Annotated in this window: 11 protein-coding genes; 6 read left to right on the forward strand and 5 right to left on the reverse strand. The window is 68.8% G+C overall.

Annotated features, from left to right (window positions below; translation table 11 throughout):
• Positions 1-88: 88 nt before the first annotated feature.
• The 6 genes from recG to ubiA all read left to right on the forward strand — a co-directional run bounded on the left by recG (position 89) and on the right by ubiA (position 8,259).
• Positions 89-2,410: an ATP-dependent DNA helicase RecG gene (gene recG / locus QZM72_RS10560; protein ID WP_301738027.1), complete on the forward strand. Its 2,322-nt coding sequence runs from the start codon at positions 89-91 to the stop codon at positions 2,408-2,410.
• Positions 2,411-2,537: 127 nt separating this feature from the next.
• Positions 2,538-3,497, forward strand: coding sequence for a LysR substrate-binding domain-containing protein (locus QZM72_RS10565; protein WP_089466714.1), 960 nt, complete (start codon positions 2,538-2,540; stop codon positions 3,495-3,497).
• A gap of 593 nt (positions 3,498-4,090) precedes the next feature.
• Positions 4,091-6,277, forward strand: coding sequence for a catalase/peroxidase HPI (katG, locus tag QZM72_RS10570; protein ID WP_301738029.1), 2,187 nt, complete (start codon positions 4,091-4,093; stop codon positions 6,275-6,277).
• Positions 6,278-6,404: 127 nt separating this feature from the next.
• On the forward strand, positions 6,405-6,575 hold the full coding sequence (locus tag QZM72_RS10575) for a hypothetical protein (RefSeq protein WP_301738030.1): 171 nt from the start codon (positions 6,405-6,407) through the stop codon (positions 6,573-6,575).
• Between the two features lie 123 nt (positions 6,576-6,698).
• On the forward strand, positions 6,699-7,187 hold the full coding sequence (dpsA, locus tag QZM72_RS10580) for a non-specific DNA-binding protein DpsA (protein ID WP_089466716.1): 489 nt from the start codon (positions 6,699-6,701) through the stop codon (positions 7,185-7,187).
• A gap of 208 nt (positions 7,188-7,395) precedes the next feature.
• Entirely contained in the window at positions 7,396-8,259 is an 864-nt protein-coding gene (ubiA, locus tag QZM72_RS10585) for a 4-hydroxybenzoate octaprenyltransferase (RefSeq protein WP_301738031.1), read from the forward strand.
• 100 nt (positions 8,260-8,359) lie between these two features.
• Here the strand turns inward: ubiA and proC are convergent, their stop codons facing one another.
• From proC to QZM72_RS10610, 5 genes are all read right to left on the reverse strand, one after another.
• Positions 8,360-9,172, reverse strand: coding sequence for a pyrroline-5-carboxylate reductase (gene proC / locus QZM72_RS10590; RefSeq protein WP_301738032.1), 813 nt, complete (start codon positions 9,170-9,172; stop codon positions 8,360-8,362).
• Positions 9,173-9,225: 53 nt separating this feature from the next.
• Positions 9,226-9,924 (reverse strand): YggS family pyridoxal phosphate-dependent enzyme, encoded by a 699-nt coding sequence (locus QZM72_RS10595; protein ID WP_301738110.1) that lies wholly within the window; start codon positions 9,922-9,924, stop codon positions 9,226-9,228.
• Between the two features lie 139 nt (positions 9,925-10,063).
• Positions 10,064-11,290 (reverse strand): glycolate oxidase subunit GlcF, encoded by a 1,227-nt coding sequence (gene glcF / locus QZM72_RS10600; RefSeq protein ID WP_301738033.1) that lies wholly within the window; start codon positions 11,288-11,290, stop codon positions 10,064-10,066.
• Positions 11,291-11,297: 7 nt separating this feature from the next.
• Positions 11,298-12,386, reverse strand: a complete 1,089-nt coding sequence (gene glcE / locus QZM72_RS10605) for a glycolate oxidase subunit GlcE (protein WP_089466721.1) — start codon at positions 12,384-12,386, stop codon at positions 11,298-11,300.
• 183 nt (positions 12,387-12,569) lie between these two features.
• Positions 12,570-14,063, reverse strand: coding sequence for an FAD-linked oxidase C-terminal domain-containing protein (locus tag QZM72_RS10610; protein ID WP_301738034.1), 1,494 nt, complete (start codon positions 14,061-14,063; stop codon positions 12,570-12,572).
• Between the last annotated feature and the right edge of the window lie 24 nt (positions 14,064-14,087).

Here is a 14,087-nt window from a genome sequence, read left to right on the forward strand (position 1 = left end):
GCGGGATGCGCGGCCTGGCCGGCGTCGTTGGTTCGGACGACGTGAAAGCCGCTATTGTACTTGCCTTGCGAAGCACCCAGACGATCCGATGCCTGTGTCACCACGCCGTTCCCCCGCTGCCGTCGCCGATTCCGCCGATCCGTTCGACGCGGACGATGCCGCCACGCCCGCGCCGCCCGCATCGGCCGCCGGCGCCCGCCGCGCCGGCCCGAAGCGCGGCGCCGACGGCCGACTCGCGCAACCCGCGGCGGCCGCGCCCGACGTCGAACCGGGCGCGGGCGGCGACGAAGCCGGCGCGTCCGGCGCATCCGGCACGAAGCGCAAGAAGAAACCGGCGGCGGACAAGCCGGTGAAAACCGCTGACAAGCTCGCGAAACTCGGCCTCACGCGCTCGATCGATCTCGTGCTGCATCTGCCGATGCGCTACGAGGACGAAACCACGCTCACCCCGATCGGCGAGTTGCTGCCGGGCGGCATCGCGCAGACCGAAGGCGTCGTGTTCGACAACGAGGTCACATTCCGTCCACGTCGCCAGCTCGTCGTGAAGATCCAGGACGACGACGGCGAGCAGCTCGTGCTGCGCTTCCTGAATTTCTACGGGTCGCAGGTCAAGCAGATGGCCGTCGGCCAGCGGCTGCGCGTGCGCGGCGACGTGCGCGGCGGCTTTTTCGGGATGGAGATGGTGCATCCGGCCGTGCGTGTCGTCGAAGCCGACGCGCCGCTGCCGCAGGTGCTCACGCCCGTCTATCCGAGCACGGCCGGCGTGTCGCAGGCGTATCTGCGCAAGGCGATCGAGAATGCGGTCGAGCGCACGCCGCTGCCCGAACTGCTGCCGCCCGAGATTCAGCGCGATTACCTGAAGCCGCTCGACGTGCCGTCGCTCGAGCAGGCGGTGCGCATCCTGCACCATCCGCGCGTCGATTCCGACGAAGCCGCGCTGATGGACGGCTCGCATCCGGCGTGGACGCGCATCAAGTTCGAGGAGCTGCTCGCGCAGCAGCTGTCGCTCAAGCGTGCGCACGAGGAGCGCCGCACGCGCGCGGCGCCCGCGATGCCGCGCCGCACCGCGACCGATACCGACGCGCTGACCACGCGCTTTTACGCGGCGCTGCCGTTCACGCTGACGGGCGCGCAGGCGCGCGTCGTCGACGAGATCGCGCACGACCTCACGCTCGCGCACCCGATGCAGCGGCTGCTGCAGGGCGACGTCGGCAGCGGCAAGACGGTCGTCGCGGCGCTGGCCGCCACGCAGGCGATCGACGCCGGCTACCAGGCCGCGCTGATGGCGCCGACCGAAATCCTCGCCGAACAGCACGCGCGCAAGCTGCGCGCATGGCTCGAGCCGCTCGGCGTCACGGTCGCGTGGCTCGCGGGCAGCCTGAAGGCGAAGGAGAAGCGCGCGGCGATCGAGGCGGCCGCGCTCGGCACCGCGCAACTCGTGATCGGCACGCACGCGATCATCCAGGACACGGTCGAATTCGCGCGGCTCGGCCTCGTGATCGTCGACGAGCAGCACCGCTTCGGCGTCGAGCAGCGTCTCGCGCTGCGCGCGAAGGCCGCGAATGCGGCCGACGGCGCACGCGACTTCCAGCCGCACCAGCTGATGATGTCGGCCACGCCGATTCCGCGCACGCTCGCGATGACGTACTACGCGGACCTCGAGGTGTCGACGATCGACGAGCTGCCGCCCGGCCGCACGCCGGTGCTGACGCGGCTGGTGGGCGACGCGCGGCGCGAAGAAGTGATCGCCCGTGTGCGCGAGGCCGCGCTGACCGGGCGGCAGGTGTACTGGGTGTGCCCGCTGATCGAGGAAAGCGAGACGCTGCAACTGCAGACGGCCGTCGAAACCTACGAGACGCTGGCCGCGGCGCTCCCCGAGTTGAAGGTCGGCCTCGTGCACGGCCGGCTGTCGCCGGCCGACAAGGCGGCCGTGATGGACGCGTTCACGCGCAACGACGTGCAACTGCTGGTCGCGACGACCGTGATCGAGGTCGGCGTCGACGTGCCGAACGCATCGCTGATGGTGATCGAGCACGCGGAGCGTTTCGGCCTGGCGCAGCTGCACCAGTTGCGCGGCCGCGTCGGGCGCGGCACCGCGGCGTCGGTGTGCGTGCTGCTGTACACCGGGCCGCTGTCGATCGCGGGCCGCGAGCGGCTGAAGACGATGCGCGAGACGACCGACGGCTTCGAGATCGCGCGGCGCGACCTGGAAATCCGCGGCCCCGGCGAATTCCTCGGCGCGCGCCAGTCGGGCGCGGCGATGCTGCGCTTCGCGAACCTCGAGACCGACGGCTGGCTGATCGATCCGGCCCGCGAGGCCGCGGCGCGGTTGATTGCCGCGTATCCGGAGGTCGTCACCCAGCATCTCGCGCGCTGGCTCGGTGCGCGCGAGCAGTACCTGAAAGCCTGATCGACCGGCCTTGGGGCCGGATCGAAAGCCGCCACTCGACGCATCGCGATGCAGAGAAACTTGGCGAACCGGTGCCAACAGGTGTATAAATTAAACCTATCGCCTGTATATACCTGATTGACCCACAATGACCCTGACTGAATTGAAGTACATCGTCGCGGTCGCGCGCGAGCGGCATTTCGGCCGCGCGGCCGAAGCGTGCTTCGTGAGCCAGCCGACGCTGTCGGTAGCGATCAAGAAGCTCGAAGACGAGCTCAACGTGCAGATTTTCGAGCGCGGCGCGAGCGAAGTGAGCGTGACGCCGATCGGCGACCAGATCGTCACCCAGGCGCAGCGCGTGCTGGAGCAGACCTTCGCGATCAAGGAGATCGCGAAGCAGGGCAAGGACCCGCTCGTCGGCCCGTTCCGCCTCGGCGTGATCTACACGATCGGGCCGTACCTGCTGCCGACCCTCGTCAAGCAGATGATCCAGCGTGTTCCGCAGATGCCGCTGATGCTGCAGGAGAACTACACGCTGAAGCTGCTCGAACTGCTGAAGCAGGGCGAGATCGACGCCGCGATCATGGCGCTGCCGTTCCCCGAGACCGGCCTGATGGTGCGGCCGCTGTACGACGAGCCGTTCGTCGTCGCGCTGCCGGCCGGCCATCCGTGGGAGAAGCGCGACGAAATCGACGCCGAGGACCTGAAGCAGGAAACCATGCTGCTGCTCGGCAACGGCCACTGCTTCCGCGATCACGTGCTGGGCGTGTGTCCGGAACTGATGCGCTTCTCGCAGACGGCCGACGGCATCCAGAAGACCTTCGAGGGCTCGTCGCTCGAAACCATTCGCCACATGGTCGCGAGCGGCGTCGGCATCACCGTGCTGCCGCGGATGTCGGTCGCCGAGATCGGCCCGCGCGCGAACGGCCCCGATGCCGAGCTTTTGTCGTACGTGCCGTTCCACGAACCGGTGCCCGACCGCCGCGTGGTGCTCGTGTGGCGCAAGAGTTTCACGCGGATGCCCGCGATCGACGCGATCAGCGACGCGATTGCCGCGTGCCAGCTGCCGGGTGTCGCGAAGCTCGACATGCCGGCCACGATGAACTGACGCAGGCGCGCATGCGTGTGTGGCAGCGTGATGAACGGGGTTGTACGACCCCGTTTATTTTTCCCTATCAAATAGATGAAATTTATTAAATTCAAATAATCGATAGATGTAGATAGAATCCTCTACATGGATCGGCGTCGCGCGCCGAGGTGCGGGATGCAGGTTGAATGCAGGCGTCAAAGGAGGATGTCATGATGCGGTCGGTATTGCAGCGCGCGCAGCGGAACACCCCGTCGCGCGACACGGTCGTACATCGCGCCAGGGCGGCGGTTCGCAGCCTGCGTCCGATTGCGTTCGCATACCTGGCGGATCGTGTGTATGGCGGATGAGTGTCGCCGCACGCCGGTCCTGTGTTCCCCCGATTCACCCGCCGTCGAGCGACGAGGGCGCATTGCATGTCCGATACCCGACAAGCCGGCCGCGTCCTTGAGCGCCTCGCCTGCGGCGCGTGGCAACGGGAGCGCGTGCCGAAGGCCGCGCACGACATCCCGTAGTACGACAGGAGGAACCGCCTGTTCCGTTTCATCCCCCGCAATGCTCCACGAACCGCGCCCGGCACGTGGGGGCCTACGAGCAAGACAAGGAGAAAAAGCATGTCGAACGAAACGAAGTGCCCGTTCAACCACACCGCAGGCAGCGGCACGACGAACAAGGACTGGTGGCCGAATCAGCTGAACCTCAACGTCCTGCATCGGCATTCGGCGCTGTCCGATCCGATGGACCCGGATTTCGACTACGCGGAAGCATTCAAGAAGCTCGATCTCGCCGCGGTGAAGCAGGACCTGCACGCGCTGATGACGACGTCGCAGGACTGGTGGCCGGCCGACTTCGGCCACTACGGCGGCCTGTTCGTGCGCATGGCATGGCATAGCGCCGGCACGTACCGCACGGCCGACGGCCGCGGCGGCGCGGGCGGCGGGCAGCAGCGCTTCGCGCCGCTCAACAGCTGGCCGGACAACGTGAGCCTCGACAAGGCGCGCCGCCTGCTGTGGCCGATCAAGCAGAAGTACGGCCGCAACATCTCGTGGGCCGACCTGCTGATCCTGACCGGCAACGTCGCGCTCGAATCGATGGGCTTCAAGACGTTCGGCTATGCGGGCGGCCGCGCCGACACGTGGGAACCGGACGACGTCTACTGGGGCTCGGAAAAGATCTGGCTGGAACTGAGCGGCGGCCCGAACAGCCGCTACACGGGCAAGCGCGAGCTCGAAAACCCGCTCGCCGCGGTGCAGATGGGCCTGATCTACGTGAACCCGGAAGGCCCGGACGGCAATCCCGACCCGGTCGCCGCTGCGCACGACATCCGCGAGACGTTCGCGCGGATGGCGATGAACGACGAGGAAACGGTCGCGCTGATCGCGGGCGGCCACACGTTCGGCAAGACGCACGGCGCCGGCCCGGCGTCGAACGTCGGCCCCGAGCCGGAAGCCGCGGGCATCGAGCAGCAGGGCCTCGGCTGGAAGAGCACGTTCGGCACGGGCAAGGGCAAGGACACGATCACGAGCGGCCTCGAAGTCACGTGGACGTCGACGCCGACGCAGTGGAGCAACGACTTCTTCAAGCACCTGTTCAGCTACGAGTGGGAGCTCACGAAGAGCCCGGCCGGCGCGCACCAGTGGGTGGCGAAGGATGCCGGCGAAGTGATTCCCGATGCGTACGACGCGTCGAAGAAGCACCGTCCGACGATGCTGACGACCGATCTGTCGCTGCGTTTCGACCCGGCCTACGAAAAGATCTCGCGCCGCTTCTACGAGAACCCGGCCGAATTCGCCGACGCGTTCGCTCGCGCGTGGTTCAAGCTCACGCACCGCGACATGGGCCCGCGTTCCCGCTATCTCGGCCCGGAAGTGCCGGCGGAACACCTGCTGTGGCAGGACCCGGTCCCGGCCGTCGATCACCCGCTGATCGACGACGCTGACATCGCCGCGCTGAAGGCGAAGGTGCTGGCCACGGGCCTGTCGGTGTCGCAGCTCGTGTCGACCGCATGGGCGTCGGCGGCGACGTTCCGCGGCTCGGACAAGCGCGGCGGCGCGAACGGTGCGCGCATCCGCCTCGCGCCGCAGAAGGACTGGGAAGTGAACCAGCCGGCGGCGCTCGCGGCGGTGCTCGAAACGCTCGAAGGCGTGCGGAAGGCGTTCAACGATGCGCAGACGGGCGGCAAGAAGGTGTCGCTGGCCGACCTGATCGTGCTGGCCGGCGCGGCCGGCGTCGAGCAGGCGGCGAAGCACGCGGGTATCGCGATCACGGTGCCGTTCGCACCGGGCCGCACGGATGCGTCGCAGGAAGAAACCGACGTCGACGCGATGGCCGTGCTCGAGCCGGTGGCGGACGGGTTCCGCAACTATCTGAAGCACGCGTACACGACGCCGGCCGAGGCGCTGCTGGTCGACAAGGCGCAGCTGCTGACGCTGAACGCGCCGGAGATGACGGTGCTCGTCGGCGGCCTGCGCGTGCTCGGTGCGAATGTCGGCGATGCGAAGCATGGCGTGTTCACCGATCGTCCGGAAACGCTGACGAACGACTTCTTCGTGAACCTGCTCGACATGGGCACCGAATGGAAGCCCGTGTCGGCCGCGAACGACGTGTTCGAAGGGCGTGACCGCGCGACGGGCGCCGTCAAGTGGACGGGCACGCGTGTCGACCTGATCTTCGGCTCGCACTCGCAGTTGCGTGCGCTGGCCGAGGTGTACGGCAGCGCGGATGCGAAGGAGAAGTTCGCGCGCGATTTCGTGGCGGCCTGGAACAAGGTGATGAACCTCGACCGCTTCGACCTCGCATGAACCCGGCCGCGTGCCGATGCGGTAACGCAGTAACGCAGTAATGCAGTAAATGCAGCAACGTGAAACGGCCGGTCCGGCGACCGGCCGTTTCTTCTCTGAACGATGTCTTGTCAAAGGAGTGACGACCATGACGCAAATGATGCTCAACGTGCGCGCGGCCGCGTCGCCCATTCTGCGCTCGCCGGCGGAGCTGGCGCGCTACGCGGCCGGCTTCGCGATCGTCGTCGGCGGGGCGGCGGAGCTGGTCTCGCAGGCGCTGCACGCGCTGGCGCCGATAGTGTCGGCCGCCGGCGGCTGAACGCTGCGACGATCGCTTCGCGACGCTAGAATGGCGAGTCGCGAACGCGTGCCGCACGACACGGCATGCGGATTGCTCGACGCATTTTCGCCGGTTCAACATGTCGAATGAGGAGTCCCGAAGATGGCCAAGAAAGGCAACGCCACGCAGATCAACATCGGTATCAGCGACAAGGACCGCAAGAACATCGCGGATGGCCTGTCGCGCCTGCTTGCCGATACGTTTTCGCTGTACCTGAAGACCCACAATTTCCACTGGAACGTGACCGGGCCGATGTTCAACACGCTGCACCTGATGTTCGAGGAGCAGTACAACGAACTGTGGCTCGCGGTCGATTCCATTGCCGAGCGCATTCGGACGCTGGGTGTCGTCGCGCCCGGCACGTTCGCCGAATTCGCGAAACTGTCGTCGGTGCCGGAAGCGAAGGGCGTGCCGGCCGCCGAGGACATGATTCGCCAGCTCGTCGAAGGGCACGAGACGGTCGTTCGCACCGCGCGCGAAATCTTCCCGATCGCCGACGCGGCGAGCGACGAGCCGACCGCCGACCTGCTCACGCAGCGCCTGCAGACGCATGAAAAGACCGCATGGATGCTGCGGTCGCTGCTCGCGTAAGCCCGGGCGCGGCCGGGGACGGCGGGCTGGCCCGCTCCGGGGCTGGGCCGACTCTGGCCCCGGATTGACGTGCGGTGGGGCGCGGCCGCGCGCGGCGTGCCGCGGCGGCCCGCCCGCTCGTTGCGGACGCCGGCCGCGGGTCGCGCCGACATGACGCGGAACACCGGTCGGCTCTAAAATGCCGGGATTCTCTTCCCGGTGCTTCGCCATGCTTGCCCGCTTTCCCCTGTATCTGCGGCTCGTCCGGATGGACAAGCCGATCGGCAGCCTGCTGCTGCTGTGGCCGACGCTCAACGCGTTGTGGATCGCGTCGGACGGCCACCCGCGCTGGCCGCTGCTCGTGATCTTCACGCTCGGCACGCTGCTGATGCGCTCGGCCGGTTGCGCGATGAACGATTACGCCGATCGCGATTTCGACCGCCACGTGAAGCGCACGGCCGACCGGCCGCTGACGTCGGGCAAGATCCGCGCATGGGAAGCCGTCGCGATCGCGGTCGGGCTGTCGTTCATCGCGTTCCTGCTGATCCTGCCGCTCAATACGCTGACGAAGGAATTGTCGGTCGTCGCGCTGTTCGTCGCCGGCTCTTATCCGTTCATGAAGCGCTTCTTCGCGATTCCGCAGGCGTATCTCGGCATCGCGTTCGGCTTCGGCATCCCGATGGCGTTCGCGGCCGTACAGGACACGGTGCCGGCGCTGGCGTGGGTGATGCTGGTCGCGAACATCTTCTGGTCGGTCGCGTACGACACCGAATATGCGATGGTCGATCGCGACGACGACATCAAGATCGGCATTCGCACGTCCGCGCTGACGTTCGGCCGTTTCGACGTCGCGGCCGTGATGGCGTGCTACGCGGCGACGCTCGGCATCTACGTGTGGATCGGCGTGACGCTCGGCTTCGGCCTCGCGTACTGGGTGGGCTGGGCGGCGGCGGCCGGTTGCGCGCTGTATCACTACACGCTGATCAAGGATCGCGAACGGATGCCGTGCTTCGCGGCGTTCCGCCACAACAACTGGCTCGGCGGCGCGCTGTTCGCGGGGATTGCCGCGCATTACCTGCTGGCTGGCAACTGAACGACGCTGCGCGCGTCTTTTCGCGCGGCGCCCACGAAAAAGCGACCCGAGGGTCGCTTTTTTGCGCCCGGCGCCGGACAAACCGGCGTCGCTGTCACGCTTACGCGCGGCCGAGCTCGTCGCCCATTTCCTTCGCCCGCGCTTCGGCCGCGAGCGCGCCGCGCACGATCGCTTCCTTCACGCCCTGCGCGTCGAACGCCGCAAGCGCGGCGGCCGTCGTGCCGCCCTTCGACGTCACGCGTTCGCGCAGCACGCTCGCCGGTTCGCCCGATTGCGCGGCGAGTTGCGCGGCGCCCGTGAACGTCGCGACCGCGAGCGCGTGGCCCTGCTCGTCGTTCATGCCGAGACGGCGCGCGGCTTCCTGCAGCGCCTCGATGAAATAGAACACGTACGCGGGGCCGCTGCCCGAAATCGCGGTGACCGCGTCGAGCTGCGATTCGTCGTCGAACCACACGATCTCGCCGACCGCGCCGAGCACGTTCGACGCGAGTTCGCGGCCGGCCGCGTCGACGCCCGGCAGCGCGGCCAGGCCCGTCACGCCCATGCCGACCAGCGCGGGCGAGTTCGGCATCGTGCGCACGACGCGCGCGTAGCCGCCGAGCCAGCGGGCGAGATCCGTGCCGCGGATGCCGGCCGCGATGCTGATCACGAGCTGCGACTTCAGGTGCGGCGCGAGCGCCTGCGCGACGTCGTGCAGCACCTGCGGCTTCACCGCGAGCACGATCGCGTCGTAGTCGGCGAGCGTCGCGTCGATGGCCGCGCCGGTACGGATGCCGAACTGCTGCGCGGCGCGCGCGCGGACGTCTTCGTTGACGTCGATGGCGTACAGGCCGTCCGCGGCGACGCCGCGCTTGATCAGGCCGCCGATCAGGGCCGCGGCCATGTTGCCGCCGCCGATGAATGCGATTTTCATGATGTCGGGAATGAGCGAGTGAGTGAACGGAAAGGCGGAAAAGGGCGCGGCGTTCAGTGCGCGTAATCGCGTGCGCCGAAGATCGCGGTGCCGACGCGCACGATCGTCGCGCCTTCGAGCACCGCGGCTTCGAGATCGGCGGACATGCCCATCGACAGCGTGTCGAGCGGCAGGCCCTCGGCGCGCAACGCGTCGAACAACGCGCGCAGCGCGCGATGCGGCGCGCGTTGCGCGTCGGTATCGCCGGCCGGTTCGGGAATCGCCATCAGGCCGCGCAGCCGCAGCGACGGCAGCGCGGCGACCGCACGCGCGACTTCCGCCACGTCGGCCGGCGCGACGCCGCTTTTCGACGCCTCGCCGCTGATGTTCACCTGCACGCACACGTTGAGCGGCGGCAGGTGCGCGGGGCGCTGTTCCGACAGGCGCTGCGCGATCTTCAGCCGGTCGACCGAATGGACCCAGTCGAAGCGCTCGGCGACGGCGCGCGTCTTGTTCGATTGCAGCGGCCCGATGAAATGCCATTCGAGGCTCGCGCGCAGGTCGGCGAGCGCGTCGATCTTGTCGATCGATTCCTGCACGTAGTTTTCGCCGAACGCGCGCTGCCCGGCCGCATGCGCGGCGCGCACGTCGTCGGCCGGGAACGTCTTCGACACGGCGAGCAGCGAGACGGTGGCGGGATCGCGGCCGGCCGCGCGGGCGGCGTCGGCGATGCGGCGGTGAACGGAGTCGAGGCGGGCGGCGAGATCGGACATGACGGGCACGAAAGCAGGCACGGAAGGCACGGAAGCGGACATGAAGCCGATGCGCCGCGACACGCCGCGCATCGGTCCGCTCATTATACGGACGCCGCGCGTGCGCCCGTCCGCCCGTTGCGCGCAGGGACGGCGGGGTCTAGCCGTACAGCAAATGCTCGACGAGCTGAATCCAGTGGGCGACCGGCACCTGCGTGCCGCTTTGCAGGTGCGCGATGCAGCCGATGTTGCCGGACACGATCATCTGCGGTTCGAGCGCCTGCAGCTTCAGCAGCTTCTGCTTGCGCAACCGGTACGACAGCGACGGCTGCGTCAGCGAGTAGGTGCCGGCCGAGCCGCAGCACAGGTGGCTGTCGGCCGGCAGCCGCACGTCGATGCCGAGCGTCTCCAGCAGGCGCTCGACCTTGCCGCGCGACTGCTGGCCGTGCTGCAGCGTGCACGGCGGGTGGTACGCGACCGTATGGATCGCGCGGCGCCGCGCGATCGTCGCGAGTTCGGCCTCGAACGCGAGCAGCACGTCGGAGACGTCGCGCGTCAGCGACACGATGCGCTGCGCCTTCTCCGCGTAGGCCGGATCGTCGCGCAGCAGGTGCGCGTATTCGAGCACCGTCGCGCCGCAGCCCGACGCGTTCATCACGATCGCCTCGGCGCCCTGTTCGACGTGGGGCCACCACGCGTCGATGTTGCGGCGCGCGTCGTCGAGCGCTTCGTCGTGATAGTTCAGGTGCAGGCGGATCGCGCCGCAGCAGCCCGCGTCGGGCGCGACGACCGTCTCGATGCCGAGCGCGTCGAGCACGCGCGCGGTCGCGATGTTGATGTTCGGCAGCATCGACGGCTGCACGCAGCCGCCGAGCATCAGCATCTTGCGCGTATGCGTGCGGTGCGGCCATTCGAGCAGCCGCGTGCGCGGCGGCACCTTGTCGCGCAGCCGCTTCGGCAGCAGCGGCCGCACGTGCTGGCCGAGGCGCATCACCGGCGAGAACAGCGCGGCGTTCGGCACGACGCTCGCGAGTACGCGGCGCATCAGCCGCTGCTGCGCGGGGCGCTCCACCCGCGCCTCGACGTGCTTGCGGCCGATCTCGACGAGCCGGCCGTACTGGACGCCGGACGGGCAGGTGGTCTCGCAGCTGCGGCACGTGAGGCAGCGGTCGAGGTGCTGTTGCGTGCTGCGCGTGACGGCCGCGCCTTCGACCATCTGCTTGATCAGGTAGATGCGGCCGCGCGGGCCGTCGAGTTCGTCGCCGAGCAGTTGATAGGTCGGGCAGGTCGCGGTGCAGAACCCGCAGTGCACGCACTTGCGCAGGATCGCGTCGGCCTCGTCGCCGTCGGGCGTGTTGCGGATGAAATCGGCGAGATTCGTTTGCATCCAGCCCTCAGAGATCAGGGTAAAGCCGGCCGCGATTGAAGATGCGCGCGGGATCGAACGCGCTTTTCAGCCCGCGGTGGATCTTCATCATCGGCGCGGGCAGCGGCGTGAACACGCCCGCGCTGCGGTCGTAGGTGTCGCCCGCGCGGAACAGCGTCGCATGGCCGCCGGCCTGCTTCGCGCTCATGCGCACGGTTTGCGCGTCGGCGTCGGTGATCCACCAGCGCTGCGCGCCGCCCCATTCCATCAACTGGGTGCCGGGCAGGTGCATCGGTTCGGTGATCGACGGCAGCGACAGGCGCCACAGCGCGTAGCCGGGCGGGATGCCGTTGAAGAACGGGTCGGTGTGCTCGCGCAGGCCGGCCCAGAAGCGCTCGGCCTCGACCGCGTCGACGACTTCGCCGCCGAGCAGCGTTTTCGCGGATTTCACGGCGGCTTCCGCGCCCGACAGGCGCAGCACCAGCGTGCCGTTGCGCCACGCGCTCGCGCTGACCGGCAGCGGATGGCCGCCCCATTCGTTGAGCTTGCGCACCGCGTCGGTCGCGGTCATCTCGAACTTCAGCGTGACCTCGGCGACGGGCATCGGCAGCACCTTGATCGACAGGTCGAGCATCAGCCCGAGCGTGCCGAGCGCGCCGGCCATCAGCCGCGACACGTCGTAGCCGGCGACGTTCTTCACGACCTGCCCGCCGAAGCGCAGCATTTCGCCGCGGCCGTTCATCAGCGTGACGCCGAGCACGAAATCGCGCGGTGCGCCGCAGGTGGCGCGGCGCGGGCCCGCGAGGCCGGCCGCGACGCAGCCGCCGACGGTGGCCGCGCGGCCGAAATGCGGCGGCTCGAACGGCAGCATCTGGCCGCACTCGGCGAGGACGGTTTCAAGCTGCGCGAGCGGCGTGCCCGCGCGGACCGTGACGACGAGTTCGGCCGGGTCGTACGACACGATGCCCTGAAACGCGCGCGTGTCGAGTATTTCGCCCTCGAGCGCCTGGCCGTACCAGTCCTTGGTGCCGCCGCCGCGAATCCGCAGCGGCCGGCCGTCGGCACTGGCCGCGCGCACGCGCTCGGCCCATCCGGCGACGATGTCGTCCTCTTCCATGTTCCGTTGCTGCCTCGACTTGTTGTTCGGTCGATTGTACCGGGGTGGCGCGATTCCACATCGCGACTATCCCTAAGCCCCGTCTCGCGTGTGGCATGCCGGCGCCGGTGCGGGGCCGCGCCGTGCGGCCCGGCAGAGCCCCGCGCCGCGGCCGCCGGTGGCGGGCCGCGACCCGCGCGCCGCTCAGAAACGCGGCAGGTCGGGGTGCGGCAGCAGCCCGCCGCGCACGTGCTGGCGACCGTATTCGGCGCAGCGCGCGCGGGTCGGGATGCCCTTGTCCGGGTTCAGCAGCCCGGCCGGATCGAATGCGCGCTTGACCGCGAAGAACGCATCGCGCTCCTGCGGCGAGAACTGCACGCACATCGAATTGAGTTTTTCGATGCCGACACCGTGCTCGCCCGTCACGCTGCCGCCGAATTCCACGCAGCATTCGAGGATTTCCGCGCCGAACTGCTCGGCGCGGTGCAGCTCGTCCGGATCGTTCGCGTTGTACAGGATCAGCGGATGCATGTTGCCGTCGCCCGCATGGAACACGTTGATGCAGCGCAGCCCGTAGCGCGTTTCGAGCTGCTCGATGCGCGCGAGCAGCGGGCCGATCGCGCGGCGCGGCACGGTGCCGTCCATGCAGTAATAGTCGGCGGAAATGCGGCCGGCGGCCGGGAACGCGTTCTTGCGGCCCGACCAGTAGCGCAGCCGCTCCTGTTCGTTGCGCGACACCTGGATGCGCGTCGCGCCGTGTTCGCGCAGCACGGCCGTCATCCGCACGATTTCCTCGGCCACCTCTTCCGGCGTGCCGTCCGATTCGCACAGCAGGATCGCCTTCGCGTCGAGGTCGTAGCCCGCGTGCGTGAACGCCTCGACGGCTTGCGTGGCCGGCTTGTCCATCATCTCGAGCCCGGCCGGGATGATGCCCGACGCGATGATCGCCGCCACCGCCTCGCCGCCCTTGACGACGTCGTCGAAGCTCGCCATCACGAGCTGCGCGGTCTGCGGCTTCGGGATCAGCCGCACCGTGACCTCGGTGACGATCGCGAACATCCCTTCGCTGCCGATCATCACCGCGAGCAGGTCGAGGCCCGGCATGTCGAGCGCGAGCGAGCCGAATTCGACGACCTCGCCGTCGATCGTCACCGCGCGCACGCGCATCACGTTGTGCACGGTCAGCCCGTATTTCAGGCAGTGGACGCCGCCGGAATTTTCCGCGACGTTGCCGCCGATCGTGCATGCGATCTGCGACGACGGATCGGGTGCGTAATACAGGCCGTACGGCGCGGCCGCCTCCGAGATCGCGAGGTTGCGCACGCCGGGCTGCACGGTCGCGGTGCGCGCGTACGGGTCGACTTCGACGATGCGCGTGAAGCGCGCGAGCGACAGCACGACGCCGAGCGCGATCGGCAGCGCGCCGCCGGACAGGCTCGTGCCGGCGCCGCGCGGCACGATCGGCACGTCCATGCGGCGGCAGATCTGCACGATCCGCTGCACCTGCGACTCCGTCTCGGGCAACGCGACCGCGAGCGGCAGCCGCCGGTAGGCGGACAGGCCGTCGCATTCGTACGGCGCCGTGTCCTCGTCGCGGTACAGCAGGCAGTGCGTCGGCAGCACGGCCATCAGCGCCTGCACGACTTCGCGCTGGCGCTGCGCGCGGGCGGCGCTCGACAGTTCGACGGGAGCGTTCATGAGGTCTCCAACGGGGGCGCGAGC

Origin of the sequence: Burkholderia sp. AU45388, from assembly GCF_030481585.1 — a bacterium.
Lineage (GTDB): Bacteria > Pseudomonadota > Gammaproteobacteria > Burkholderiales > Burkholderiaceae > Burkholderia > Burkholderia sola.

Coding starts and splice junctions, on each gene's coding strand:
- recG (WP_301738027.1), top strand. CDS start 89: ATGCCTGTGTCACCACGCCGTTCCCCCGCTGCCGTCGCCGATTCCGCC.
- QZM72_RS10565 (WP_089466714.1), top strand. CDS start 2,538: ATGACCCTGACTGAATTGAAGTACATCGTCGCGGTCGCGCGCGAGCGG.
- katG (WP_301738029.1), top strand. CDS start 4,091: ATGTCGAACGAAACGAAGTGCCCGTTCAACCACACCGCAGGCAGCGGC.
- QZM72_RS10575 (WP_301738030.1), top strand. CDS start 6,405: ATGACGCAAATGATGCTCAACGTGCGCGCGGCCGCGTCGCCCATTCTG.
- dpsA (WP_089466716.1), top strand. CDS start 6,699: ATGGCCAAGAAAGGCAACGCCACGCAGATCAACATCGGTATCAGCGAC.
- ubiA (WP_301738031.1), top strand. CDS start 7,396: ATGCTTGCCCGCTTTCCCCTGTATCTGCGGCTCGTCCGGATGGACAAG.
- proC (WP_301738032.1), bottom strand. CDS start 9,172: ATGAAAATCGCATTCATCGGCGGCGGCAACATGGCCGCGGCCCTGATC.
- QZM72_RS10595 (WP_301738110.1), bottom strand. CDS start 9,924: ATGTCCGATCTCGCCGCCCGCCTCGACTCCGTTCACCGCCGCATCGCC.
- glcF (WP_301738033.1), bottom strand. CDS start 11,290: ATGCAAACGAATCTCGCCGATTTCATCCGCAACACGCCCGACGGCGAC.
- glcE (WP_089466721.1), bottom strand. CDS start 12,386: ATGGAAGAGGACGACATCGTCGCCGGATGGGCCGAGCGCGTGCGCGCG.
- QZM72_RS10610 (WP_301738034.1), bottom strand. CDS start 14,063: ATGAACGCTCCCGTCGAACTGTCGAGCGCCGCCCGCGCGCAGCGCCAG.